At 57.2% G+C, this 24,138-nt stretch carries 25 protein-coding genes; 12 read left to right on the plus strand and 13 right to left on the minus strand.

All coding sequences use genetic code 11. The features are described from left to right. Positions 1-57: 57 nt before the first annotated feature. The 9 genes from JOD69_RS24615 to JOD69_RS10105 all read right to left on the minus strand — a co-directional run bounded on the left by JOD69_RS24615 (position 58) and on the right by JOD69_RS10105 (position 10,254). Positions 58-897: a carbohydrate ABC transporter permease gene (locus JOD69_RS24615; RefSeq protein ID WP_205781118.1), complete on the minus strand. Its 840-nt coding sequence runs from the start codon at positions 895-897 to the stop codon at positions 58-60. After that, the gene (locus JOD69_RS10070) at positions 894-1,799 is read right to left on the minus strand and encodes a sugar ABC transporter permease (RefSeq protein ID WP_168183863.1); all 906 of its coding nucleotides are present in this window, start codon (positions 1,797-1,799) and stop codon (positions 894-896) included. Before JOD69_RS10070 ends, JOD69_RS24615 begins: the two co-directional genes overlap by 4 nt. Continuing rightward, the gene (locus JOD69_RS10075; protein ID WP_168183864.1) at positions 1,765-3,039 is read right to left on the minus strand and encodes an ABC transporter substrate-binding protein; all 1,275 of its coding nucleotides are present in this window, start codon (positions 3,037-3,039) and stop codon (positions 1,765-1,767) included. The genes JOD69_RS10070 and JOD69_RS10075 overlap by 35 nt, the downstream gene beginning before the upstream one ends. Positions 3,040-3,178: 139 nt before the next feature. Continuing rightward, entirely contained in the window at positions 3,179-3,568 is a 390-nt protein-coding gene (locus JOD69_RS10080; RefSeq protein WP_086134887.1) for a hypothetical protein, read from the minus strand. A gap of 83 nt (positions 3,569-3,651) precedes the next feature. Beyond that, a complete protein-coding gene (locus JOD69_RS10085; RefSeq protein WP_210023918.1) occupies positions 3,652-5,205 on the minus strand; it encodes an ATP-binding protein in 1,554 nt (517 codons plus the stop codon). A gap of 208 nt (positions 5,206-5,413) precedes the next feature. Further along, a complete protein-coding gene (locus JOD69_RS10090) occupies positions 5,414-5,779 on the minus strand; it encodes a c-type cytochrome (RefSeq protein ID WP_077728602.1) in 366 nt (121 codons plus the stop codon). A gap of 184 nt (positions 5,780-5,963) precedes the next feature. Next, complete coding sequence (locus tag JOD69_RS10095; protein WP_240507079.1) at positions 5,964-8,645, minus strand: PAS domain S-box protein; 2,682 nt, start codon at positions 8,643-8,645, stop codon at positions 5,964-5,966. A 392-nt stretch (positions 8,646-9,037) separates the two neighbouring features. Further along, positions 9,038-9,409: an exosortase system-associated protein, TIGR04073 family gene (locus JOD69_RS10100; RefSeq protein ID WP_077728601.1), complete on the minus strand. Its 372-nt coding sequence runs from the start codon at positions 9,407-9,409 to the stop codon at positions 9,038-9,040. Between the two features lie 149 nt (positions 9,410-9,558). Continuing rightward, positions 9,559-10,254, minus strand: a complete 696-nt coding sequence (locus tag JOD69_RS10105; protein WP_086134889.1) for an SDR family oxidoreductase — start codon at positions 10,252-10,254, stop codon at positions 9,559-9,561. Positions 10,255-10,388: 134 nt separating this feature from the next. On the opposite strand from JOD69_RS10105, the gene JOD69_RS10110 reads away from it, so the two are divergent. From JOD69_RS10110 to JOD69_RS10125, 4 genes are read left to right on the plus strand one after another with little or no spacing between them, the layout of a single operon-like run. Beyond that, positions 10,389-11,009, plus strand: a complete 621-nt coding sequence (locus tag JOD69_RS10110; protein ID WP_077728599.1) for a DUF2076 domain-containing protein — start codon at positions 10,389-10,391, stop codon at positions 11,007-11,009. A gap of 44 nt (positions 11,010-11,053) precedes the next feature. After that, positions 11,054-11,407, plus strand: coding sequence for a hypothetical protein (locus JOD69_RS10115; protein ID WP_077728598.1), 354 nt, complete (start codon positions 11,054-11,056; stop codon positions 11,405-11,407). Continuing rightward, on the plus strand, positions 11,404-12,009 hold the full coding sequence (locus JOD69_RS10120; protein ID WP_240502393.1) for a cytochrome c: 606 nt from the start codon (positions 11,404-11,406) through the stop codon (positions 12,007-12,009). The genes JOD69_RS10115 and JOD69_RS10120 overlap by 4 nt, the downstream gene beginning before the upstream one ends. Next, positions 12,009-13,487 carry a cbb3-type cytochrome c oxidase subunit I gene (locus tag JOD69_RS10125; RefSeq protein ID WP_077728596.1) on the plus strand — a complete coding sequence of 493 codons (1,479 nt, stop codon included), beginning with the start codon at positions 12,009-12,011 and terminating at the stop codon, positions 13,485-13,487. Before JOD69_RS10120 ends, JOD69_RS10125 begins: the two co-directional genes overlap by 1 nt. Before the next feature lie 153 nt (positions 13,488-13,640). Here the strand turns inward: JOD69_RS10125 and JOD69_RS10130 are convergent, their stop codons facing one another. Next, a complete protein-coding gene (locus JOD69_RS10130) occupies positions 13,641-14,522 on the minus strand; it encodes a hypothetical protein (protein ID WP_086134890.1) in 882 nt (293 codons plus the stop codon). Between the two features lie 276 nt (positions 14,523-14,798). Between JOD69_RS10130 and JOD69_RS10135 the strand changes: the two genes are divergently transcribed. Further along, on the plus strand, positions 14,799-15,104 hold the full coding sequence (locus JOD69_RS10135) for a hypothetical protein (protein ID WP_139841128.1): 306 nt from the start codon (positions 14,799-14,801) through the stop codon (positions 15,102-15,104). A gap of 202 nt (positions 15,105-15,306) precedes the next feature. On the opposite strand, the gene mltB is transcribed toward JOD69_RS10135, so the two are convergent. From mltB to JOD69_RS10150, 3 genes are all read right to left on the minus strand, one after another. After that, positions 15,307-16,497, minus strand: a complete 1,191-nt coding sequence (gene mltB / locus JOD69_RS10140; RefSeq protein WP_077728593.1) for a lytic murein transglycosylase B — start codon at positions 16,495-16,497, stop codon at positions 15,307-15,309. 561 nt (positions 16,498-17,058) lie between these two features. Beyond that, positions 17,059-17,640: a superoxide dismutase [Fe] gene (gene sodB / locus JOD69_RS10145; protein ID WP_077728592.1), complete on the minus strand. Its 582-nt coding sequence runs from the start codon at positions 17,638-17,640 to the stop codon at positions 17,059-17,061. Positions 17,641-17,911: 271 nt separating this feature from the next. Next, positions 17,912-18,373, minus strand: a complete 462-nt coding sequence (locus tag JOD69_RS10150) for an SgcJ/EcaC family oxidoreductase (protein ID WP_086134892.1) — start codon at positions 18,371-18,373, stop codon at positions 17,912-17,914. A 127-nt stretch (positions 18,374-18,500) separates the two neighbouring features. On the opposite strand from JOD69_RS10150, the gene JOD69_RS10155 reads away from it, so the two are divergent. From JOD69_RS10155 to JOD69_RS10185, 7 genes are all read left to right on the plus strand, one after another. Further along, complete coding sequence (locus JOD69_RS10155) at positions 18,501-19,424, plus strand: LysR family transcriptional regulator (protein WP_077728590.1); 924 nt, start codon at positions 18,501-18,503, stop codon at positions 19,422-19,424. Between the two features lie 66 nt (positions 19,425-19,490). After that, positions 19,491-19,964, plus strand: coding sequence for a CYTH domain-containing protein (locus tag JOD69_RS10160; protein WP_077728589.1), 474 nt, complete (start codon positions 19,491-19,493; stop codon positions 19,962-19,964). A gap of 80 nt (positions 19,965-20,044) precedes the next feature. Then, the gene (locus JOD69_RS10165; protein ID WP_077728588.1) at positions 20,045-20,602 is read left to right on the plus strand and encodes an SRPBCC family protein; all 558 of its coding nucleotides are present in this window, start codon (positions 20,045-20,047) and stop codon (positions 20,600-20,602) included. A 363-nt stretch (positions 20,603-20,965) separates the two neighbouring features. After that, entirely contained in the window at positions 20,966-21,145 is a 180-nt protein-coding gene (locus tag JOD69_RS10170; RefSeq protein WP_077728587.1) for a hypothetical protein, read from the plus strand. A 43-nt stretch (positions 21,146-21,188) separates the two neighbouring features. Then, positions 21,189-21,572 carry a hypothetical protein gene (locus JOD69_RS10175; RefSeq protein WP_240507080.1) on the plus strand — a complete coding sequence of 128 codons (384 nt, stop codon included), beginning with the start codon at positions 21,189-21,191 and terminating at the stop codon, positions 21,570-21,572. A gap of 477 nt (positions 21,573-22,049) precedes the next feature. Continuing rightward, on the plus strand, positions 22,050-23,444 hold the full coding sequence (locus JOD69_RS10180) for a sodium:solute symporter family protein (protein ID WP_205780657.1): 1,395 nt from the start codon (positions 22,050-22,052) through the stop codon (positions 23,442-23,444). 9 nt (positions 23,445-23,453) lie between these two features. Then, positions 23,454-24,059, plus strand: a complete 606-nt coding sequence (locus JOD69_RS10185) for a CPBP family intramembrane glutamic endopeptidase (protein ID WP_086134894.1) — start codon at positions 23,454-23,456, stop codon at positions 24,057-24,059. The last annotated feature ends 79 nt before the right edge of the window (positions 24,060-24,138 follow it).

Genomic DNA, 24,138 nt, shown 5'->3' on the forward strand with positions numbered 1-24,138 from the left:
TGCACCTTCGGGGCGCTACGCCAAACCAGAAAACGCTCTAGCTCCACGCTCTAGTGTTCACCCTTTCAATCCGCTCGTGGCGATGCCCTGAATGAAAAGGCGCTGGAAGACCAGGAATATGATTAGTGTCGGAAGGGCGATGAGCACGGCGCCCGCCATCAGCATGGTCCATTCGACCCTGAATTCGTAGCGGAACATGGCGAGGCCGACCGGAAGGGTGAACCGGTCGCTGGTGGTGGTCACGACCAGCGGCCACAGGAATTCGTTCCAATTGCTCTGGAAGGTATAGATGCCCAGCGCCGCCAGCGCGGGCCGGGACGCCGGCAGTACCACCCGCCAAAACACTTGGAATCGGTTGCAGCCGTCGATGCGGGCCGCCTCTTCCAGCTGCTTGGGGATGGACTCGAAAAACTGCTTCATCAGGAAAATGCCGACCACCTGAACCATGGCCGGCGCGACCAGCGCGGTATAGGTATTGACCAGACCCAGGGCATTCAAGAGCATGAATTTGGGCACCAGGGTTACATGAGCGGGCACCATCAGCGTCGCCAGCAACAGGGCGAATAGGACGTTCCGCCCCGGAAAGCGCAAGCGGGCGAAGGCATAGCCCGCGAGGGCGTCGAAGAAAAGGTTCGCCAGCGTCACCGCCAACGCGACGCCGCCGCTGTTGAGCAGCCACCGGGCGAACGGAATTTCGGTCCAGAGCCGCCGATAATTCTGCAAGGTGAACTCGTCAGGAATGAGCTCGATCGGCCAACTGAAAACATCTCCCGGCGGTTGAAACGAGATGGACAGGGACCAAATAAAGGGGAGCGTGAAAATGCCGGTGGCCGCAAGCAAGAGCGCAAGGACGGCCGACCTCCGGATTGCGTTTCGAACGGTCCGAGATCTGTTCACGGCGCTTCCGGACGGACGATCTTCCGCTGCATCCGGGTGACGAGCAGTATGACCGCGAACAGCACCACGGCGGCCGCCGCGGCATAGCCGAAGCGGAAATACCGGAAGGCGCTGTTATAGATGAAATAGCTGAGCGTGGTGGTGGCATTGACCGGCCCGCCCGCGCTCATCATGTAGATTTGATCGAACACCTGAAAGCTGCCGATGATCCCGAGGGTCACCACGAAAAACAGCGTGGGCTTGAGGCCCGGCACCGTGATGTGCCGGAAGCGCGCCCAGGGACTCGCGCCGTCGATCCGGGCGGCTTCATAGAGCGAAGCCGGGATACTCTGTAGCCCGGCCAGAAACGCCACCATGAAATACCCCGAGGTCGACCATACGTTGAGCGCCATGATTGCGCCGAGCGCATATTTGGGCGATCCGATCCAGTCCGGCCCGACGATTCCGAACTGCGACAGGACGTAATTGAGCAAACCCGGCTTCGAGTAGATCCACAGAAAGATGATGGACGTCACTACCGAGGAAGTGATGGCCGGGATGTAAAACGCCGCGCGAAAAAATCCACGGGCCGGAATGTTCTGGTTGACGGCGAGCGCCAGCAACAAGGCCAAGAGAGTCTGGGCCGGCACCACGCCCAGAACATAGACCGTGGTGTTGCGCAGAGCGGCGAAAAACAGCTCGTCGCCCGTCAATTCGACGAAATTCGCGACACCGAGGAAATGCTGTTCGGGCCGAAAAAGATTCCAGTCGAAAAATGCGACGACGAAGATGAAAATCAGGGGGCCGAACACGAACAGCGAAAGAACGACGAGTCCCGGCGACAGAAAGAAAAATGCGGCCCAAGCCTCGCGATGACGCTCGGGCATGTCAGCGGGGCGGCCCGGACCGGCTTTGCGACTCATGGCCTCGGACATCGGCGTGAAACTGCCCTCCCCGTTCCACCCGGCGCTTCAAATCGTCCAGCGTCGATTGAACCGCGGCGCCGGTGAGAAAGATGGCTTGCAGCACGCTCTGGGTTTCGTCCAGGACGCGCTGGTTCACCCTGAATTGCCAAATCCGCGCATGATCGAGGCTTTGCAGAAAAACCCGCTTCAAGGGATCGCGCTCGATCTTCGATTCCAGCGCAATCGAGCGCCGGGCCGGCAGGCCGACATCGGATTTGACCCAGATGCGCCCGCCTTCGCGGCCGGTGAGATAACGAAGCAGCTGCCATGCTCGATCCGGGTTTCGGGTCCGCTTGGGGACGGCATAACCGGCCACGAACGCGACCGAAGCCGCCTTCTTTCCGGCGGGCAGCAAAGCCGCCCGATATGGGGTGCCTGCATGGGTCTCGTTCAGGAAATTCGCCGCCCAGAGTCCCGAGATCGCCATGGCGACGCGGCGGCGGCCGAAAGCGTCCATGTTCCAGGCCGCTCCGACGTCGGAAGGCATGACGGCGATGCCGTCCGTCTTCATCCGCTGAAGGAAACCCAGCGCTTCCGCGAAGGCGGGTTCGCCGAAAGCGGCGCGGCCTTGCGCGTCGAGATATTCGCCCCGGTTCTGCCAGACGAAGGGCAGCGAATATTCGAGGTCTTCGGCATGGCTGTATCCGTACTGGTCGACGCTGCCGTCGCCGTCGGTATCGCGGGTGAGCCGCCGGGCGTACTCGGCGAATTCTTCCCAAGTCCTCGGAGGTTCCGCGAGTCCGGCTTCGGCGAACATCGCCGGGTTGAAATAAAGCGCCAGGGTCGAATAATCCTTGGGCAATCCGTACAACGCGCCGTTGGAACGAAACGCATCGAGCAGCATCGGCTCGAAGTCGTCCGGAAAAAAGCCGGGGTCACGGACAAGGAAACCGTCGAGCGGCAGCAAAACGTCATACTCGACCAGCAGCGGAATCCAGAAAGCCTCGATCATCACCACATCCGGCGCGGTCCCGGTGGCTAGCATGAGCAGCAGCTTGTCCATGTAATTGGCCGTGATCGGCTCGTACCGGACCGGAAGGCCGGGATGCCGTTGCTCGAAAGTGTCGATGAACGTCCGCGTCAGATTTTCTTCGATCGGCGATGCGATCCAGCCGGTCAGACGGATCGAATCGGAATCCGGCCGCCCGCAGCCGAAGAGAAATGCCGCGATGAATACAAGAGTCGCTCGTAAAGGCATGATGCGGCTCATCGACTCGACCCACCTCCCTTGCGAGTTGCAACATGGCCAGCACCCACGTAGCTCTCTGACACAAGAATTCCGACAGCCGATAGATTTACGACCGCCGCCCGAATGTGAAGTTTTGCCCGGAGAAAATCTAATCGGTCCGGTCGGCCTGGGTAATCACCATGATCGGCCAATAGGTGTCGGTCGGATAACAATGCCAGAGCAGAGATTCTTCCATGAATTTGGCGAAGAGATTTCTTTCCGCATAAAGCGCCCCGTCGGCGACCCAAAAGCGAACAAACGGCCCGAACGATTCCGACGGATCGCCGGCAATATCCTCGAAATGGATCGATGCGCTATCCAGACAATCGTAGCGCGTGAAGTGCCGCTCCTGAACTTCCCAGAAATGGTTCCGGTATCTCGCCACGACGGATTTTTCCGGTCCTTGCCGGATGAAATTGCCACCGACCCGGAATAAAGGCGCTGGGCCAAGCGTTATGGCGTATCCCGGGTCACTGCTTTCGAATACGAGTCGAATCATGCTCCTGCTCCCGAATGGACTTTACTTATAGGCATCCGAGGCTGGACAAAGTTGTCGCCGTACTTGCCGGCCCGCCGTGACAGTCAACCCGAAAGGCTTTCGGATTTGTTCACGGCTTCCCTAAGCAGCGAATCGGTCTCGAGAGCCGGCGCTAAAGCCGGTAGATATACGATAAATTCGCTTCCCCTGCCGGGGCCTTCGCTTTTGGCTTCGACCCAGCCGCCATGCAATTCGACGATTTTCTGCACGATGGTCAGGCCCAGCCCCAGGCCTCCTTGCGCGCGGTCCAAGGTGCGTTCGGCTTGCGTGAAAAGCTTGAAGAGCTTGGGCAACAAGTTTTTCGGAATACCTTCGCCGGTGTCGCGCACCGAAATAATCGCTTCGCCGTTTTTCCGAGCGGCCGTCACCCAGATCGTCCCGCCATCCGGCGTATACTTCGCGGCGTTGTTGAGCAGATTGCCCACGACTTGCGCCAGGCGTATGGCATCCCCGTCCAGCCGCAGAGGGGCCTCGGGCAGCGTGAGCTTGAGTTCGTGATGGCGGGCCTCGATCAGCGGGCGGGTGGTTTCGAGCGCCAGCTCGATCACTTTATCCACTTCGACCGTGGTCTTATGCAAGGTGATTTTGCCCTGGACGATGCGGGAAACATCGAGAAGATCGTCCACCAAGTGCGCCAGTTGATTGACTTGCCGGTCGATGACGTCGCTCGCCCAGGCTAGCTTGGGATGGGGCAGACCGACCTTCTTCATCACCTTTACGGCGTTTCGAATCGGCGCCAAGGGATTCCGGAGCTCGTGCCCCAACATGGCCAGAAATTCGTCCTTGCGGCGGTCCGACTCGCGCAGCGCATCTTCCGCTTGCTTGCGCTCCGTGATATCCAGGAACGCCCCGATACATTGGCGGACCGTCCCATCGGCATCCCGCGAAAAAACCGCATCGCGCGACAAGCACCATATCCAACGGCCGTCCGCGGTTTTGAAGCGGTATTCGATTTCCGAAACGTCACCATCCGCGATGCGCGTAAGATTCTCCAGATGGGCGACGACTCGCGCCTGGTCGTCCGGGTGAAACAAGGCGAAAAACGCCGGCCCGGGCAGAGTCTTGAGATCATCGAGCGTATAGCCGGTGAGCCTCGTATACTGGGCGTTGATGAAGGTATCGGTACCGGTCTTTACGTCGTAGATGTAAAGACCGTTCAGGGAAGACATCAGCACCTTGCGGGCAAAGGTTTCGCCATCCTTGAGCTTTTGCTCGGTCTCCCAATGCTCGACGATTTCTCGCTTCAGCTCCTTCTCGCGATCGATCACCGCTTCGCGCGCCCGGGCCTCCGATTTTTTCAAACGATCGAGCACCAGGCTGAGCAGCATTCCGACGCTGAACAGCAGGAGCAAACGCAGTCTTTCGGCGGTTTCAGCGATATCCAGCGAATAACTGGGCTCGACCAAGAAGTACATGCCGACAAAAGTACTCAGGGCAGTGGCAAGAAGCCCCGGACCGAGCCCCCCGCGCCAAGCCGCCGGCAGTACCGCAACCAAAAACAGCAGCAGCGGCGGAGATCCGGCGAAAACCGGATTGAAAAACGCCAGAATGAGCGATACGGCCAAGGTGCCGAGTACCGCTATGACGTAGCTGTTCAACAAAAACCGTTTGATTTGAGTGCGCTCCCTGTTGAAAGCACTCCTTGCCGGTAAGTAGAGTTACCTAAATTGACGAACCTCGATAAGACCCCAAAGTTAAAGTAGAAGTTTCATCACTCGGGCCGATTTGCCCCCTTCTGACCGAAGTAATTGCACCGTTCCCGAAAATCCCGGCGGCGAGGTCGGCATTGCGCCACCCATTCGGCAGCTAATCGCCGCTCGCAATCTGCCTGATCATGTAATGGACCGCATCTCGAACGGCGTCGTCGCTTAAATCGGAATGGGCGCCTTTTTCCGGCATGCCCAAAAAACCTTTGGTCGCATGATCCGTCAGCAGCGACGGCAATTCCAGGGTCCGCGATTCCCAGGCTTCGGAATCGTCCAGCATGGGGGCCCCGTCTCGGCCGGAATCATGGCACTCGGCACAGAAGGCGCTATACACATACTTGCCGCGGGCGTAATCCGAGGGGCGGGATGCCGTCTGCATAGACGTTTTCGTCTCGGATTCCGCGCAGCTTGCCAAGATCAGGGCGAAAAAGACGACAGTAATCGGGCGTTTTAATACCATGCGCATAAGAAATCAACCAAGGTAAGGCTAAGTTAAGAAAGCTCTGAACAAATCCGCGCGCCGAGCATAACGCGCCTGTCGGGGAACGGCTCCGCCTGATCGCGACCTACGAGAGCCACATCGCTACAACGAAAAGGCCAGCATCCCTTGGAGCCGGGCGAACCGGACGCACCAAGCGAAGTTTGCCCGCTCAGCGAACCTGTAAATTCACCATGGTGATGTCGTCCGCGAACTCGTTCTCCCCGCTGAAGGTCCGCAGCTCGCTCATCAGTTTTCGAATGGTCGCTTCCGGCGATTCCGAGCGGTCGGCGGCGAAGATGTTGCACAATCGCGAAATGCCGAAGAATTCTCCCTGTTCGTTCTGCGCCTCGATCACGCCGTCGGTGTAGAGCAGCAATCGGTCGCCCGCCTCCAGAATGAGGCTTTTTTCCTCGAAAAACACGTCCCGCTTGACGCCGAGGATCAGTCCTTCCGCGTCCAGTTCGCTAACGGTCCAATCCCGCTGCCTCCGCAACAAGGCGCGGTTGTGTCCGGCGTTGGCATAGCGCAGCAGGCGTTCTCCGAGATCGTATTTCAGATAGAACATCGTGATGAAAAGCTCGGCCGCACTCAAATCCTCGTAAAGGAGATGGTTGAGTGCCCGCAACACCTCGGCGGCGCTCTGCGGAGCCGGATTGTCCGGCGTCCTTCGGGTCTCGGCTTTCAAGGTGCTGCGCATTTCGGTCATGATGAGAGCGGCACCGACGCTATGGCCCGATACGTCGGCCACGACGATATCGGCATTTCCATCGTAATGGAAGTAATCGAAATAATCGCCGCCGACGTGGCTCGCCGGGACGCAGACCCCGGCGATCTCGGCCATCGGAAGCCGCAGCGGTCTTTTCGGCAGCAGCGAGAGCTGAATGTGCTTGGCGATTTCGAGTTCGTGCCGTTCCTCTTCCGCCCGCCGGCGCTCGGTCACATCGGTCTGAATGCCGATGTAGTGGGTGACGACACCCTGTCCATCCCGCACCGGCGACAGCAGCAGCTCATTCCAGAAGGGAGTTCCGTTCTTCCGGTAATTTCGCAACACGACCTCGCAACTGGTTCCTTGCCTCAATGCTTGGCGAATCGTCTCTTTAGCGGCTTCTTCGGTTTCCGGACCCTGCAATATCTTGAGGTTTCGTCCCAGCAACTCCTCGCGCGAATAGCCGGTAATCCGGCTCAACGCCGGGTTGACGTAAATATTCGGGTAATGCGGCTGCCGGGCGTCGGCGATCACGATACCGACACTCGCCGCTTCGATGGCTCGCTCGCGCAAGCGCAGGGTATCCTCGGCTCGCTTGCGCGCCGTAATATCCAGATCCATGCCGCGCCATTTGACGACCTGGCCCTCGTCGTCGAATATCGGGGCGCCGGTGGATTCGGTGAAAACCTCGTGTCCGTCCCGGTGGCGGTAATGATTGATGAGCCTGTAAAAACCCTCGTGAACGCGCTCGGTCGGCGGCAAGGTCTCGGCCCAGTGTTGCCGATCCTCGGGAGTCAGGAGATCCAGGTAGCGCTTGCCGATGATTTCTTCGGGCTTCAAGCCGAGGATGGTATAGACCGAGCCGCTGCTGTAAACGTAACGGCCTTCCGGGTCCTGCTCCCACAACCACTCGCCGACCATCTCCGCGACTTGCCGAAAGCGCTCTTCGCTCTCCTGCAACGCTTCCTTGGCGCGCTTCTGCTCGGTGATGTCCCGCTGGGTCGCAAGATAACGGGTGACCTTGCCGGAAGCATCGCGGATCGGGGTGATCGTTTCGAGCGCCCAATACAGTTCGCCCGATTTTTTCCGGTCTTGAATCTCTCCCTGCCACTCTTTGCCGGCCCGAATCGTTTCCCACAGCCGCCGGTAAACCCCCTGCGGCGTCTGGCCCGACTGCAACAGCCGCGGGTTCAGACCGATGACTTCGTCGGCGCTGTATCCGGTCAGGCGGCAAAAGGCCCGGTTCACAAAGGTGATGCGACCTTCGAGATCGGCAATCATGATCGCGTTCGGGCTTTGCTCCACCGCACCGGACAGAATCGACAGGTATTCCTCGTTCTTTTTTCGCCGAGTCAAATCGTGGGTGATGCCGACGAATAAGCGGCGATTCCCTTGCCGAAGCTCGCCGATGGAGAGATACATCGGGAAAACGCTGCCGTCCTTGCGCTGACCGGCGACTTCGCGGCCGGTACCGATAATCTTCTTGATGCCGGTCTTGCGGTAATTGGCGAGATAGCCGTCGTGCTCTTCGTGATAAGGCGACGGCATGAGCCGGTTGACGTTCTCCCCGATCAGTTCCTCCCGTTTGTATCCGAACAATCGCTCGGCGGCCGGGTTGAGCAATTGAATAATCCCGACATCGTTAATGACGATGACGCCGTCGCTGATGGTGTCGAGTATCGCCCTGAGATTGGACTCCGTATCGAATACGCCGTCGCGCTTCTCGCACGGACCGATGCAGGTCAGGTGAAGAAGGTTCATACGGACGCCGTCTTCCTTTAGAGGCGTGAGTCTATACCGGGCACCAAATACCGTTCCGTCCTTGCGGCGGAACCGAGTCTCATTGGTATTGAAGAAACGTTCCTGCGCAACCGTCGTAGGCTTGCGATCCCAGCGGAGCGGCGTTGATTCCGCCGGCACCTCCAGTTCCGAAAACACGGATCGTCCCCGAAGCTCTTCTTCGGAATAGCCGAACAACTCCTCCGCTGCCCGATTCATGAAAACGACGTTGCCTGCCTCGTCGAGCATGCACACCGCGTCGTCGAAGCCGTCCAGCAAGGTTCGGGTAAACCGGTCTATCGACTTGAATCCGGACATCCCATCCGGAAACATCGATGCTGGATTGCTCTTTTTTTCCTTTGGCATATACCAACCTATTCAGACAAAACCATCTGTCCGTCCTGGATCTGAAATATAGCTAGCGATCAAATGACGCCAATCAGTGAATTCCCGCGTTCCATGTTGTCGGCGGCGATTTCGATGATTCGGAAAACCGCTCGAATTCCAGGCTGATAAGATAATTAGACCGGTCAACGCGGCTGATTGTGCTTTACCTACTTGGACCTATTATGACCGGTATGATTTCGAATCGAGAATTATCAATGACGGGATCGACTCCGCCTTAAATCGGCCGGAGACAACGCTGGGGACGGACATGAGGGCTGGGGTGAGTCGGCGCTCCATGCCGGGAGAACCTCGGTCACCCCTTCTTGCTTCGAGAAAGGCGGACCTTGACCAACGGTCCGCCGCGCTCCGACTTAATCTTTCAACTGAAAGACGGGACCATACTGCGTTTCGACGCCGAAGTCTTGCCACACGAAGGTAGGTTTCGTGATCGGTTGCGTAGGCAAGGGAAAGGTAATGACATCGACGAGGCCGGACGCGATACGGCCTAGAGTGTGCAACCCGCCTTTCAGAAACCCGCCGGAGAGCCCAAAAATGACGTTGGTTTCGTTCGTGGTATTGATCATGTTCTTGGGGAACTCGACCCATCCCATGGCCAGATTGCTCAGCCCCGAACCCAATTTCATGCCCACGTCATGACCGTAATTGTCCGAAGCCATCGACGCGGACGACATGACCAGCGCCGCCGTCGCCGAAAGGAAAATGGTTCTTATTGATCTCGACATGAGTGGCCCCTTGCTGGCAAACAGTGATTTTCGTGACCATAGCAACGAGAAAGTTCTTTCACCTCGAAGCTTCGCTTCGATCTTCCCGTGTTCCATGAAGCGTAGGCAAAGGTCCGTGTTTTTTCAAATGACACGCTTGCCGTCTTTCTTCACCAGGGAAGTTCGCGTCCGCGAAAATCCAGGAACCGCCCCGAGTCGCGGAGAGCGAAACCTTCGATCGTCCGCCGCATGCCTGCGACGCTTTCGGCCGGCGACGTCGGCGCGTTTGAACCGCCCATGTCGGTCTTCACCCAGCCGGGATGCAAAATCATCACACCTACCCCGCGGGGCTTGAGATCGATCGCAAGGCTCTTCATGGCGGCATTCAGCGCGGCCTTACTGGTGCGGTACATGATTGCGCCGCCGCTCGAGTTATCGGCCATGCTGCCCATGAGGCTGGTTATGGCGACCACCAACTTGCGCTCACTGCGCGAAACATGGGGAAGAAACGCCTCGGTCATCTTGACCGGCGCCTCCGCATTGATCTTCAGAACCCGCGCCCAAAGCTCGTAATCGAGCGCCCCAAGGACATTCCGGCCGGAGTCGCCGTAGATTCCGGCGTTATTGATCAACACGTCGATCGTTTCGGACGCCTGGGCGTGCGCCAGCGCATCGATCTGATCGAAATTTCCGAGGTCCAACTGATGGATGGAAACCGACGGATGATGGATGGCCAAACCCTGCAAATCCGACGCTTGCTCGGGACGGCGGCAACACGCCAGAACTTTCCAGCCCGCATCAGCGTATTGCCTGCAAAATTCGAGACCGATGCCACGATTGGAACCGGTTACCAGTGCAGTACCCATGCTGATTTCTCCTTTAGAACCATTTCATTGATTGCCCTGGCGCACGACAGCGGCGCCGTCCGTCAGACCTTGTAAAATGTTTGACAAATCCTTAACTTCAGCATCATTCAACATATTCCGACGCGGAGACCCTGATGCACACCGAAGAACGACGTCTGCTGACCAATTTCCTCGACCAGCTCAAGCAAATTAAAGTATCCAGCAAAGATCCGGAAGCCGACACTCTCATCAATCAGGCCACGGCACAACAACCCGATGCCGTTTATCTGCTCGTACAGAAAGCGCTGTTGCAGGAAAGAGCGCTGAATGCCGCCAAGGCCCAAATCGAGCAACTGCAAAATCAGATCAATCAATTGCAGGTTAAAAGCTCCCAAGCGAGCGGTTTTCTGGGTGCGGACCCTTGGGGCACATCCCCCAACCGGCCAGCGTCCATGCCGCCTGCCGGTGGACCGCCGGCATCGCCCCATGCTACGAATATGGCCGGACAAAGCTCCGCCATGAGTTTCTTAGGTACGGCGGCAGCGACTGCGGCCGGAATCGCGGGCGGCGCGTTTCTGTTCCACGGCATCGAAAACCTTTTGCACCACGGTTCCGGCGGCGGATTCCTCGATTCGGCATCGACTTCTCCTGAAAACGTCGAAAACATCACCATCAACGAGTACTACAACGCTGACGAACCGGCTTCCGATTCCGGCTTCGACGACTCCGGCGATGGATTCGACGAATATGACGACGATGAATCGTTGGACGTGTAGCGCTCCCGGTTGAACGCACACAAGCGGACATCCTTGCACCGCCGATGATCGAACCGGTCGCGCTCGACGATTTCTTCGTTAACGTCTTCTCGGCCGCTACGATCATCCTCGCCGGCGCCTCTTATGCCGCGCTTTTAGCCTGGGGCAAGCTGACGCGCCGTCCCGGATTCTTGATTTTGGCCTATGTCAGCTACGGCGTTCTGGCCGTCTCGGTTTGGCTGTTGGCGGAAACATCCCATTTCGAAGGCTTTTGGCGCATCATCGCCGGCCTCATGCTGATCGGCTACTTCGCCGCGCCTCAGGCGATCTGGCGGCTATGCACGGTCACTCATGCCGGCGAACACTCCGAACACGATCGTCCGATCATCAACCAACAACAAGAGGGGGAACAATCGTGAACACCACGCCTCTATGGGCATCCGAAACGTTTTGGAAGAAAACCGCCATCTGGGTGACGGCGGTTTCGTTTCTGCTGCTGATCGTCCTGACCTTCGACTCGATGGCCAAGGTGTCGGCCGGCAGCACCGCGCGCGTACCCGCCTACAGCGTCATCAACAAGAAGATCGATTACCGTCTCAACGCCAAGCTGAACCGCTACGTACCGGTTGTCGAAAGCGATGCGCCTCTGTTCGGCAAGACCTTGAGCGACGAAGAGGCGGAAAAGCTCGTGACCCTCGGCAAGAAGACCTTTCAGGCGAAGAACTGCATCAACTGCCATACGATTCTGGGGAACGGCGCCTACTACGCGCCCGACCTGACCAAGTCCTGGCTGGATCCGAATTGGGTGGACGAAACCAACCGCGAGACGCTGATGCTGGCTTTCCTCCAGGACCCGGCCGGCAACGCCAGGTCGTACGGCACCGGGCGCAGGATGCCCGACCTCGGCATCACCGAAGACGAGGCCAGGGGACTGATCGCTTTTCTCAAATGGACCGCGGCCATCGACACCAACGGCTTTCCTCATAACTTCAAGACCCTATACGCACAGGAGAACCAATAATGAGCGTCGGAGTCCTTGACAGTCGAAATCTCAATGGCGGACAAAAGCTCGCGGTGAAATATTTTATTGTCGCGATGGTTCTTTTCGTGGCGCAAATCCTGTTCGGCCTGCTCGCCGCCGTTCAGTTCCTCGCTCCCGGCTTTCTGTTCGAAACCCTGGATTTCAGCGTGAACCGCATGCTCCACATCAACGCGATGATCGTGTGGATGCTGTACGGGTTCATCGGGGCCGTCTACTGGTTTCTCGAAGAAGAGAGCGGAGTCGAGATCGTCGGGCTCAAGCTCGGGGAGATCGCCTTCTGGGTGCTGACGGCCGCGGTCGGCGTCGTCGTGCTGGTGTATCTGTTCCTGCAAATCGGCGCGGGCGACGATACCACCCGGTGGCTGATCAACGAAGGGCGCGAATACATCGAGGCACCTCGGTGGGCGGATATCGGCATCGTCGCCGTCATGCTGGTGTTCTTCTACAACGTCGCGGGCACCTTTTCCAAGGGCCGCTGGTCCGGCGTCTCCGGCGTGCTCACACTCGATCTGGTCGCCCTGGTCGGTCTCTATCTGGCGGGGATGTTCTACACCACCAACGTGACCGTGGATCACTATTGGTGGTGGTGGGTGGTCCATCTCTGGGTGGAAGCGACCTGGGAGGTGCTGGTCGGCTGCATCATGGCCTGGAGCCTGATGAAGCTCCTGGGCGCCCGGCGCAAGATCGTCCAGACCTGGCTGTACATCGAGGTGGCGCTGATGTTCGGTTCGGGCATCCTGGGGCTGGGCCATCACTATTTCTGGATCGGCACCCCCGAGTACTGGTTCCCCATCGGCGGCTTCTTCTCCGCCCTGGAGCCGATTCCGCTGGTCGCCATGGTGGTGCACTCCATCTATGACGCCGGCGTCCACAAGTTCAAGAGCACCAATCATCCCGCGCTGGGCTGGGTGATCGCGCACACTTTCGGCAACTTCTTCGGCGCCGGCGTCTGGGGCTTCATGCACACCCTGCCGCAAATCAATCTCTACACCCACGGCACTCAATGGACGGCTTCCCACGGCCATTTGTCGTTCTTCGGGGCTTACGCCACGATCAATATCGCCTTCTTCTATCTCGCGGTACAACAGTGGCGCGGCAATGTGTGGATGGGCGCCAATCTCGCCGACAACGGCTGGAAGTGGAAATGGTCGATGGTCCTCTTGAATCTCGGCGTGGTCGGCATGACCGTGGCCCTGCTCATCGCCGGCTACGAGCAATCGTTCATCGAACGTGCTATCGAAGGCTCGACCTGGAGCGGTTATTTCGCCGCCCAGACCCACCCCTGGTTCACGCAGGCCATGTTTTGGCGGCTGATTTTCGGAATCGTCACCGCCGTCGGCCTGGTTCTGCTGATCTGGGATCTGGCGACCATCGGCGCTCGCGAAACCCGGCCCGCGCTGGTCATCGAACGGCCCGAAGAGCCGGGAATCAAGGCGGCTGTTGTGGAAACGGCGTAATTCCCGAGGGCATTCAAATGAACGTTCGCTGTAGGGCGGGTTAGCCCTTCGACAGGCTCAGGACAGGCCCTTCGACGAAACTCAGGACAGGCTCCGCGTAACCCGCCGGTGTGGGGTTCTTCGGTGGGTTACGGCCTTCCGGCCTAACCCGCCCTACGAGGCCCGCGAGCCCGCCCGCTCGATCAAAGCCGCATCGGCCTCGCCGAACCCGCCGTCGATGAGACGCAGCATCGCTTTCTCGGCGGCCGGCGAAAACGCCCAGCAACGGCTCAGGGTTTGCAGCAGTTCGGCTAACTCGTCCCCGGCTGCGGACGACAGCGTTTCATGCGGCGCCTTCCCTTCCCGGCGCAAGATGCACTCGATCAGAATCGCGCCCAGGAAGCGCAGGCTGTGAATCACGTGGGTATTCATGTCGCTGATCAGGTAATCGAACTTCTCCGCAAAAACCTTATCGCCCAGATAGGGACTGAATAAACCCTGCCGAACCGTCTCCCGAAGCAACCCGAAAAATTTCCTCTGTCCGTCGTGGACATTGGGGTCGTGGAAGAACTTGAAGGCATGTTCGAGGTCGTGCACGAAAAAAGCGAAACCGTTCGGCTTCTTGAGAACCGGCCGCAAGAGCCGCGGATAATCGGCCACGACCGTGACCGGCCGCCGGCCCGTCGCCTGCATCTCAAGGACTTCTCCGGGCGGCGGAATCCGCTCGGTCAGCAGTAGGGGCCATTCGCCGCGCAACCACGCCGAGAGCGCCACCGAAGCATTCGGGATAAGACCGAAAAAGTGATAACGCTCGATCCGATCGACCAGCACCCGCTCCAATTCGCTTCCGGCCGATCGGTCGAAATCCGCCAGCCAACTTGATGCGTCCGGCCTCGGATCGCTCTTGACCTTGCGCGAAGCAAAACGCGGTCCGTGCAATGCAATCAGCCAGGTAAAGAAATACAGCGCCGCATAGGCGGCATCGCTCAAGCCCCCGGAACGCCAACGTGCGGTCAGTTCGGGAATTCGGGCCGATCGGTCGGAGAAATTCTGCACTCGCGGTCTCGTGATATGCCAATTTGACCTTATTGTCGGCCAGACGCCTTTTTCGACAAAGGATTGTCAACCCACGCTTCTTGGATCAGCTCAGGGGAGAGCCGTGGCGAGGCGAAAAACATATCGAAATGTCCGTGCTGAGTTTTCTGCCAAAAAGAGTAAGAAACATGGAAAAACGAAAACAACTAAAACTAAGACATATCATGCCCTGGTGCCTGGTAGCCCTGTTCGGCCGGGCCGAAGCGGCAAGGAGGAAAAGCCGCCTCCTCGCCCGCGATATCGCTTGCCGCCGCGACATCGAAGAAAGTCGCGCTGCGACTCGTGGGGCTGCACTCCACCAACGGCACCTTCGCCATCAAGGACAGCGCCGGAAACCTTAAATCCGTCACGATCTATGTTCAGGACGGGCGCGCCCTGCCGACCCCGAAAACCGTCACCAGCGTAGACATCTCTCCCGGTCAGCGCTTCGACGTGTTGACGACACTCCCCACCACCAGCGGAACCTGGTATCCGCAAGTCACTTACAAACGGCTGCGGGACAATTCTCCCTATGCCACCGTCTACGGGAAGATAACGTTTTAACAAATCTTCCTTCTCCGATTTATTCCAAATCGCTTTCAATAAGGAGCTCATTTTTGTAGGGTGGGTTAGGCCGTGAGGCCGTAACCCACCGAGCGACCTCGAATCGGTGGGTTACGCTGCGCTAACCCACCCTACGATTAAAGTTCTGGGGGAAACCGAGAGCCAATCGTCCGGGTCGTTGAGCCGAGAAACGCGCTATCCGTTACTGCAATAAAGCCACACTCTCGAAATAACGGCGCTTGATCGCCTGGGCGAGCTGATGCACGGCCATGGCGTAGTGGGTGCTGTGGTTGTAGCGGGTGATCACGTAGAAGTTTTGGTGACCAAGCCAGTATTCGTCGCCGGAGTCGGCGCTGAGGCGGAGCAAGCGCACCGTGGAATCGCGGCCTAAGGCGGCGACGGGTTGAATGCCGTAGCTCGTCAAAGCGGCCAGGGAATAGCGGGTATCGAACCCCGATTCGAGATTTCTGGCCATGGCGCTGCCCCGGGCGGCGGTCACCACCGGTTCGCCCGGCCGCCAGCCGTGGGCTGCGAAATAATTGGCGATGCTGCCGATCGCATCTACCGGATTCCACAAATCGCGGTGACCATCACCGTCGAAATCCACCGCCCATTGCAGAAAACTGCTGGGCATGAATTGGCCCAGACCCATCGCGCCGGCATAAGAGCCTACCGGATAGAACGGATCGACCCGTTCGTCCCGTGCCATCAACAGGAACTTTTCCAGTTCGGTCTTGAAATAGTCTCCCCGGCGCGGGTAATCGAACGATAACGTGGTCAGCGCATCGATCACCCGATGGTTGCCCACATTGGCGCCGTAAATCGTCTCCACTCCCATGATCCCGAGAATGTACTCGGGCGGCACGCCGTACAGCGCGCCGGCACGCTCCAACGCCGAAGCATGACGGCGCCAGAAGGCGGCCCCGCTGGAGATGTGCTTCTCGGTAAGAAACTTGGAGCGGTAGCGCGACCAGGCTCCGGGGCGCGGCTGTCCAACCGCATCGGCCTGTTTACCCAGGTAATCGAGCGTCCACTGTTTACGCTTGGCTTGCGAAAACACGCCGCTCAGATACTCGCGGGAAAATCCGTGCCGGCTGACCATGTATTCGATGAACTGTTGAAGCGCCGGGTAGCCGGCGTAATCCCCGGTGATCCGGAATGCCCGGTAATGACTGCCTCCGGATGAACTGCGGATCGAAGGGTAGGATGATTCGGGCCTACGCCGCGCAGCCGCGGAGGCTTGTGCGGACGAGTTCCGGGATAGCCGGGTCGGAGGAGAGACATTGGCCTTACCGATTTTTTTCGGCGACTTCGCGGGCGGCCGGCTAGCACAGCCGGCTACCAGAAGTGCCGCCAATAACAATAGGACCAAGGGTTTCAGCTTTACGGTCATGGGCGTTTCGGAACGGGGAGGAGCACGGGTTGGAGGCTACATATCACACGTAGGATTACCTATTTGTCAACGGCCATGCACAAACAGTCTCTCGGCTTATTCTTGGCCGTGCTCCTCCCCGGCCGCCGAAGCGCAGCTTTCGCCGCTCGGAAACAAGGAAGCTCTGATTAAGTTTTTCGATGGGCTCAGGACAGGCTTGTCGAATGCTCTCGTGAGCCTGTCGAAGGGACATGAACGGAATTCACTTATTCAGAGCTTCCTTAACTGTAGACGTTTGCGCTCTTCCCTCCGGGTGGATTGCACTGGCCACTGCGCTCCCTGATTAGGCGACAAAAAAGCCGTTAATCGAAAACGATTAACGGCCTCGTAAAATGATTTGGATCGACGAACTGCCGATCCGTTATTTATTATTAACCCGGCCTATAAATATAGGCCGGGTTAATCCGGGGCAGGGATGCCCCGGCGCGGCGACAAGCCGCGTGAGCCCAGGCCGGGCGTGTACCGGGCCTGGGCGGCGGCCCGAAATACCAGGAGGGTATTTACGGGCCTGATTAATAATACCTAAACGCCGAAATTCTTCTCGACGAAATCCCAGTTGACCAGGTTCCAGAATGACTCGACGTATTTCGGACGGGCGTTGCGATAGTCGATGTAGTAGGCATGCTCCCAAACGTCGCAGGTGAGCAGCGGCGTTTGATTGCTCGTCATTGGGTTGCCGGCGTTGCTGGTGCTGACGATCGCGAGACTGCCGTCTGCGTTCTTCACCAGCCAAGCCCAGCCCGAACCGAATGTGCCGATGGCGCACTTGGTGAATTCTTCTTTGAACTTTTCGAACGAGCCGAACGATTGATTGATCGCGCCGGCCAATGCTCCGGCGGGTTCTCCGCCGCCGTTAGGTTTCAGGCAATTCCAATAGAACGTGTGATTCCAGACTTGAGCGGCGTTGTTGAAAATACCGCCCGAGGATTTCTTGATGATGTCTTCCAGGGACAGATTCTCGAATTCGGTCCCGCCGATCAGGTTATTGAGGTTGGTGACATACGTCTGATGATGTTTACCGTAATGGTATTCGAGAGTTTCTGCAGAGATATGCGGCTCCAACGCATTCTTGGCATAAGGTAACGGGGGAAGTTCATGAGTCATCAGATTCTCCTTTTGTCTATTGATAAGATCAGCACACCCAATCGTGTCGACGGGTGAAATTCCAACTTAAATAGTAGGGAATATAGTCTAACATCCGAAAGGCAACGCAAAAAGCATGTGAAGCATCGATCGACATGTCCGTCCTCTTTTCCTTTGACAAAAAAAAGAGCTTCCCATGAAGCTCTTTTTCGGAATACCTGATTCTCAGGTCGATTTCGGACCATCGCTGTTTTTACCTCTCAACAGGTGGATTGGCCATTCTCTTTAGACTTTAAATCTTGTGGTTACCGGTCCATTGCTGGACTTGCGCCTTCCAGCTTCCGTCCGCTTGACGTTTCAATACACTGTAAAGTACCCCGTCGTAGCGATACTTCATCACTTGCGACGGACCTTGCAGCGTCTTGATGTCGGACAACTTCGTCGTTGCGACGATGGTATCGTCCTTCTCGCCGCGCACATCGACGACATCCATCGCATAAACGCCTTTCTGAATCAGTGTTTGCCAAAACGCGCGGATTTCGCCGACACTTTTCGATACTGAACCGTTAGGCTGTACCAGCATTGCATTATCGGCATACAAAGACAGAATCTCGTCGACTTTGCCTTTGGCGAAAGCGGCATTCCACTTTGCAATACTGGACTCCGCAATTTGTCTAACATCTTCGGCTGCCTGGGACGCTCCCGTTCCCGAGGCGGCGAATAATGCGACTATCAGTCCTAAGCTACGTCTCATGTGACCACCTCCTGAGGCTAAAACTTTTTGCCCACGACTGTAGACTATAGAGCAACAAAGTTGGTTTACAATATCTAATAACCTTTACGAATTGTTTCCATAATTAAAATTATCAACTCGGATCACCATGGATAAATTGACTAGCATGTTGGTATTCACCAAGGTCGCGAAAGCCGGGAGTTTCGCTTCGGCTGCCAAAGAACTCGGACTGTCCCGAGCCATGGCGACCAAGCACGTGATGCAATTGGAAAACGGCCTCGGAATCAGGCTGTTGAACCGCACGACCCGAAACCTCAGCCTCACCGAGGTTGGAATGGTTTATCTGGAACGCTGCCTGCAGATTCTCGACGAAATGGAAGAAATGGAAATCGCCGTCACCCGGTTGCAAACGGAACCCCGCGGAACTCTCAAGGTGAATGCGACGCCGTTCTTCGGCGCGTACCATTTGGCACCGGCGATAGCCGCCTACATGGAGGCGTTTCCGGAGGTGAACGTCGAGCTGGTGCTGCAGGCGGGCTATATCGATTTGATCGAGGAAGGATTCGACCTTGCGATTCATCTCGACGAAATGCGCGATTCCAGTCTGATCGCCCGCAAGCTGGGCAGCTCTCAGCGTATCGTTTGCGGCTCGCCCCAGTACTTCAATAAGCACGGAATACCCAAGACGCCGGACGATCTCCGTAAGCACAACTGCTTGACCAACTCCAGCTTGCCGCCGCGCGACCAATGGCAGTTCAGCATACCCGGCGGCGAAACCACCGTGGTCAAGGTCACCGGCAACATGGAAGCAAATGTCGCAGATGCCTTGCGCATGGCCGCGATCAACGGTCTGGGCTTGGTGTTGCTGCCGACTTATATGGTCGGCCAGGACATCCGCAAAGGCAGACTGAACCCGGTGCTCACCGATTACGTACCGGCGCCCTTGGAGATTCATGCGGTTTACCCGCATCGCAAGCACTTGTCGGCCAAAGTTAGAACCTTCGTCGATTTCTTGAGCGAACGGTTTCATCCGAAACCCTACTGGGAAGACTGGGCGGATGCACAGGAATAAGCGCTGCATTCGGATCGCGGCTCTCGACCGAGACCGCATCACCTTCTTCCACGGCAGATATCGACGATGGCGCTTGAAATCGAACGTAAATTTTTGGTCCTAAACGACAGTTGGCGCAATTCGGTCAGGGATTCCGCCTATTTTCGTCAGGGGTATCTCAATAACGAAATCCATTGCTCGGTCCGGGTGAGGGTTTGCGGCGACCGGGCTTGGCTCAACATCAAGAGCGTTACCATAGGTACCCAGCGGCAGGAGTTCGAATACGAAATTCCGGCAAACGACGCTCACACCATGTTGAGCACCTTGAGCCGCAGGCCCCTAATCGAAAAAACCCGGTACTTCGTCGACGTGGGGCCCCATACATGGGAAATCGACGTTTTCGAGGGCGACAACACCGGCCTCGTGGTCGCGGAAATCGAACTGGGAAATCCGGACGAAACGTTCGAGAAACCCGGCTGGTTGGGTGAAGAAGTGACTTACGATCCGCGTTATTACAACACGAGTTTGTCGACGAACCCCTATAATAGCTGGCAAGATTAAGTCCAGCGGAGGAGCGTTCCTCCGTCGTTCTTCCGGACTCTCAACGGAAATTTGGCTTCCTGGCCGCCGGGGTCGGCAATATGACGACTTTTTTCTTCATCGTGCTGCTATTCGCCGTCTTGATCTTGGCGGCGACGTTCGTCGGGAGAAAATTGCCGAAAACCCATGTGGCCGCCAGCCGGATCCGCCTTAGCGCCCCGCCGAATAAGGTTTGGGACATCATCAATGATTTCGAATCTTACGCGACGTGGCGGCCGGGATTGCACCGTACCGAGCGCGGTCCCGATATCGACGGGCTGCCCAGCTGGTACGAAATCTGTTCCCAGCATAGCCGAGTACATTTTCGAGTAGTCGAACGTAAACTGCCTTCACGCCTCGTCACCAAAATCGTCGGCGACGACCTTCCCTTGAGCGGTACTTGGATTTACGAACTCGAAGAAGACGGCGACGGTACCGTTTTGACCATCACCGAGCAGGAAAACATCCATAATCCGCTACTTCGATTCTTCGACCGTTTTGTAATCTGTTATTACGGCGTCATGGATGTCTATCTGATTGCCCTGGCGATTAAGCTAGGCGACTCGGCCAGACCGCAACACCTCAGCCTCAAAATCGACGATTCGAGCATGACCGCCTGATCCGTCGGCATAAAGACGCGCCACGTGATTCGGAGACGGCTGTCGTGAGCGGATATCGATCACGCCGGCGACCTCATCGCTCGCCCAAAATAATCGAAGCGCCCTAGTTGACAGGACTTACAAGCCGGGCATAAAGTATTGACCCGATACCAAAAGCAGCGGCCGGGCGTTCCCGCATGCCCTGCTGCAGCCTGAAAAGTATCGATAGGGCCCCGTTTTCCGGGTTCCAAAACGGGCTTCTTCGTATTCTAAACGCAGAAACCGCAATGACCTTATACCTTTTATCGGCATCTGCGGCAACTCTGGCTCCTAACAACCCCTGGCCATTGAAGGCCAGCTTATAACCGGATTAGGGTGAAAAAAATGAATGTCGAGAACCAAGCAGTAAAGAAAGATTATTTCTGGATTTATGTCGCTCTCGCAACGATCGCGCTGGTCGGCGTCATCGCGATGGTGAAGTTGAGTGAAAACGACAAATACGACCCGATTCGCCAGCAACTGTCCGAAGAGGCGGCCCAAATGAATATCCGAGTTTTGAACTAATCGTCGCCTCGTATTACGAGACCACCATCAAGAGGTCACCTTCATGAGAACAAGAGCGTTAAGTTCCAAATTACTTTGCGTGTTGGCCGCCGTCTTCTTTTCCTGCGGCACGGCGTTTGCGGCCGAATATATAGAGCGAACCCTCATGGGAAATACGATACCGGCGCAAAAATGTGCCGTAAAGGACGAAGCCTCGCAAAAAGCTACCGATAAGTACACCATCGACAAATTCACAAGACGGTTCTGCGAAACGCAAGGCTACGGATGGTATGTTTCCGAAGCTAAAGACCAAGGGAAGCTGGTTTGCGAGGAATGCAGCGGCGATGCCTCCGGAGCAGGTAAATACAGATGCCACGTGGAGGATATCGTCGTAGCCTGTAAGCGCCTCAAACCGGGCTCGGTAGGGCTGTTTCCCGGAGAAGGTTAAAAAAGGTTAAAACCGATCGCCCCCGCTGAACTCGGCAGTCAGGCGAAAGCTGCCATCGGTTCAGCGGTTTCCGGCGATATGCCGCAATAATATCGCCAATATCGCCTGACGTTTGCCTTTACCCCCTCGTCGACGGCGATGACAAACACCTAGAATACTCGGGCAAAGGCTTCAAGCCGAGTTCCCAAGCCCATGCCCAAGCCCCTGGTCTGCCAGACAAAGCAAACTCTCCTTCTAACAAAAGCGAGACGAGAATGGCGCCAGGCGCGATCAACCGACCTGTTCGACGAACGTCCGACAACGGTTCGGCGCGTATCAGCCTAGAATTGACCGCTTTCCAGGGCGGATATTCTTCCATCACATCAACCCTTTACGCGTATTCGACGCATCACAGCGCAAGTTTTAATCTGTGGTGCCATTTTCCGTTAGAATTACGCGCCCATCGCTTCACCAATTTGCCTTAGTGTGCTGCCGCCCATGAATATCGTGCTGCTCGGCATCGTCGCCTACATCCTGGTCCAGCTGCTGATCGGCATGCTGGTGTCCAGACATATATCCAGCGAGGACGATTATCTTTTAGCCGGCCGTAGGCTTGGGCTTAAGCTAGGCACTTTCACGGTTTTCGCCACCTGGTTCGGGGCGGAAACCTGCATCGGGGCCGCCGGATCGATCTACCAGTCAGGACTTTCCGGCGGGTCTGCCGATCCTTTCGGCTATGCCGCTTGTCTCCTTCTGATGGGACTCTTTTTCGCGGTGCCCCTTTGGCGCAGAAAACTCACGACTTTGGCGGATTTGTTCCGAATCCGTTATTCCCCCAAAGTCGAGCGGCTGGCGGTGCTTATGCTCGCCCCGACGTCCATCATGTGGGCCGCGGCACAGATTCGTGCGTTCGGACAAGTCATTTCGGCCTCTTCCGATTTCGAGGTCGAAATCGCCATCACGATAGCGGCGACGGTGGTCATTATTTATACGGTTTACGGCGGTTTGTTCGCCGATGTCATCACCGACCTGATCCAGGGCATCGCGCTCATCGTCGGCCTTGCCGTTCTTTTTTACGCCGTAACCAAGGCCAACGGCGGCTTAGCAGAAAGTTTCGGTGCGATCGAGCCATCTCGACTCAGGCTGTTCGGCGGCGGCGAGAAACCACTGCTGGAAGTGATTGAAACTTGGGCGATACCGATCACCGGCTCATTGTTCGCTCAGGAGCTGTGCGCACGCATCCTGGCGAGCCGCTCCCATCATGTCGCCCGAGCGAGCTGTCTGGCGGGAGGCGGACTGTATCTGCTGGCCGGATCGATTCCGGTCTTTATCGGACTGCTCGGCGTTCACCTGCTGCCGGAACTCGAAAATCCGGAGCAGATCCTGCCGAGACTCGCGCAAGAGCACCTCTCCACTTTTGCCTACGTGCTGTTCGCCGGAGCCCTGATTTCCGCGATTCTCTCGACCGTGGACAGCGCCCTCCTCGCCGCCTCGGCTCTGGTTTCCCACAACCTCGTGATCCCTTTGGCGGGAAACGTATCCGAATCCGGCAAGGTCCGCATTGCCCGCACCGGCGTGTTGATCTTCGGTATCGTGGCCTATGTGTTGGCGCTCTACGCCGAAGGCGTGTATGCGCTTGTGGAAGAGGCGTCAGCCTTCGGCGGCGCACCGATTTTCGTCGTCATCCTGCTCGGCTTGTTCACTCGCATCGGCCAAGCCAAAAGCGCTGCCGCAGCGCTGGTCGTCGGCATGACCGTGTGGCTGATCGGCAGTTATGCGCTGGAGCTGGCGACCCCTTATCTGGCATCTCTGGCGGCCAGCTTAATAGCCTATCTTTCCGTGGCCGTTTGGGAAAATCGTACCTTGAATACGGCTGCTGAAGCCTCCACATGATGTGAAACCATGTTAGACCAACAACCCCCCACTCGATATAACCAATTCCTGAAGATCGCCACCTGGTTCGAAGGCGGCCTGATTCTCCTTGCCTACGTGATAGGCTGGGCGGTTTCGATCAATCCGTTGGCGCATATCGGATTCAGCCCGATGGCCTTGGTTTTGGGCATCGTGGGCACATTGCCCCTCTATTTGCTGTTTGCCCTGTCCTATAACCTGCCTTGGAGCGGCATGCGTGCGGTAAAGAACTTCTTGGTAGAAAAACTAGGGCCTTTTCTGAGCCGCTATCGCTGGCAAGAATTGCTGTACCTGGGCTTTTTGGCCGGCATTTCCGAAGAAATCCTGTTTCGCGGCCTGCTTCAGCCCTGGTTCGAACAAAACTGGGGATGGATAGGCGGCATCGCCTTCAGCAACTTGGTATTTGCCCTGGTGCATTGGGTCACGCCTCTTTATGCACTGCTTGCCGGACTTACCGGCGTTTATCTCGGGATCGCGCTCGATTTCGGCGGCGAACGCAATCTGGTCATCCCCATTCTCATCCATGCCATCTACGACTTCCTGGCTTTCATCGCCGTGGCACAGACCTACCGTCGGGAAAAAAGCCGGTCGTTCTGATCCGCTGGTTACTCGGGCCCATGTGTCGGCAAAGAATTGCCGACCTACGTCTGGCCGAGAATTCCCGCGCCGGCGTATC

The sequence above is a fragment of the Methylocaldum sp. RMAD-M genome (assembly GCF_017832375.1).
Classification (GTDB): domain Bacteria; phylum Pseudomonadota; class Gammaproteobacteria; order Methylococcales; family Methylococcaceae; genus Methylocaldum.

Excerpts from the sequence above, each read along its gene's own strand:
- JOD69_RS10070 (WP_168183863.1), bottom strand. The coding sequence starts at position 1,799 with ATGAGTCGCAAAGCCGGTCCGGGCCGCCCCGCTGACATGCCCGAGCGT.
- JOD69_RS10075 (WP_168183864.1), bottom strand. The coding sequence starts at position 3,039 with ATGCCTTTACGAGCGACTCTTGTATTCATCGCGGCATTTCTCTTCGGC.
- JOD69_RS10080 (WP_086134887.1), bottom strand. The coding sequence starts at position 3,568 with ATGATTCGACTCGTATTCGAAAGCAGTGACCCGGGATACGCCATAACG.
- JOD69_RS10090 (WP_077728602.1), bottom strand. The coding sequence starts at position 5,779 with ATGCGCATGGTATTAAAACGCCCGATTACTGTCGTCTTTTTCGCCCTG.
- JOD69_RS10095 (WP_240507079.1), bottom strand. The coding sequence starts at position 8,645 with ATGCCAAAGGAAAAAAAGAGCAATCCAGCATCGATGTTTCCGGATGGG.
- JOD69_RS10100 (WP_077728601.1), bottom strand. The coding sequence starts at position 9,409 with ATGTCGAGATCAATAAGAACCATTTTCCTTTCGGCGACGGCGGCGCTG.
- JOD69_RS10105 (WP_086134889.1), bottom strand. The coding sequence starts at position 10,254 with ATGGGTACTGCACTGGTAACCGGTTCCAATCGTGGCATCGGTCTCGAA.
- JOD69_RS10110 (WP_077728599.1), top strand. The coding sequence starts at position 10,389 with ATGCACACCGAAGAACGACGTCTGCTGACCAATTTCCTCGACCAGCTC.
- JOD69_RS10115 (WP_077728598.1), top strand. The coding sequence starts at position 11,054 with ATGATCGAACCGGTCGCGCTCGACGATTTCTTCGTTAACGTCTTCTCG.
- JOD69_RS10125 (WP_077728596.1), top strand. The coding sequence starts at position 12,009 with ATGAGCGTCGGAGTCCTTGACAGTCGAAATCTCAATGGCGGACAAAAG.
- mltB (WP_077728593.1), bottom strand. The coding sequence starts at position 16,497 with ATGACCGTAAAGCTGAAACCCTTGGTCCTATTGTTATTGGCGGCACTT.
- sodB (WP_077728592.1), bottom strand. The coding sequence starts at position 17,640 with ATGACTCATGAACTTCCCCCGTTACCTTATGCCAAGAATGCGTTGGAG.
- JOD69_RS10150 (WP_086134892.1), bottom strand. The coding sequence starts at position 18,373 with ATGAGACGTAGCTTAGGACTGATAGTCGCATTATTCGCCGCCTCGGGA.
- JOD69_RS10155 (WP_077728590.1), top strand. The coding sequence starts at position 18,501 with ATGGATAAATTGACTAGCATGTTGGTATTCACCAAGGTCGCGAAAGCC.
- JOD69_RS10160 (WP_077728589.1), top strand. The coding sequence starts at position 19,491 with ATGGCGCTTGAAATCGAACGTAAATTTTTGGTCCTAAACGACAGTTGG.
- JOD69_RS10165 (WP_077728588.1), top strand. The coding sequence starts at position 20,045 with ATGACGACTTTTTTCTTCATCGTGCTGCTATTCGCCGTCTTGATCTTG.
- JOD69_RS10170 (WP_077728587.1), top strand. The coding sequence starts at position 20,966 with ATGAATGTCGAGAACCAAGCAGTAAAGAAAGATTATTTCTGGATTTAT.
- JOD69_RS10175 (WP_240507080.1), top strand. The coding sequence starts at position 21,189 with ATGAGAACAAGAGCGTTAAGTTCCAAATTACTTTGCGTGTTGGCCGCC.
- JOD69_RS10180 (WP_205780657.1), top strand. The coding sequence starts at position 22,050 with ATGAATATCGTGCTGCTCGGCATCGTCGCCTACATCCTGGTCCAGCTG.
- JOD69_RS10185 (WP_086134894.1), top strand. The coding sequence starts at position 23,454 with ATGTTAGACCAACAACCCCCCACTCGATATAACCAATTCCTGAAGATC.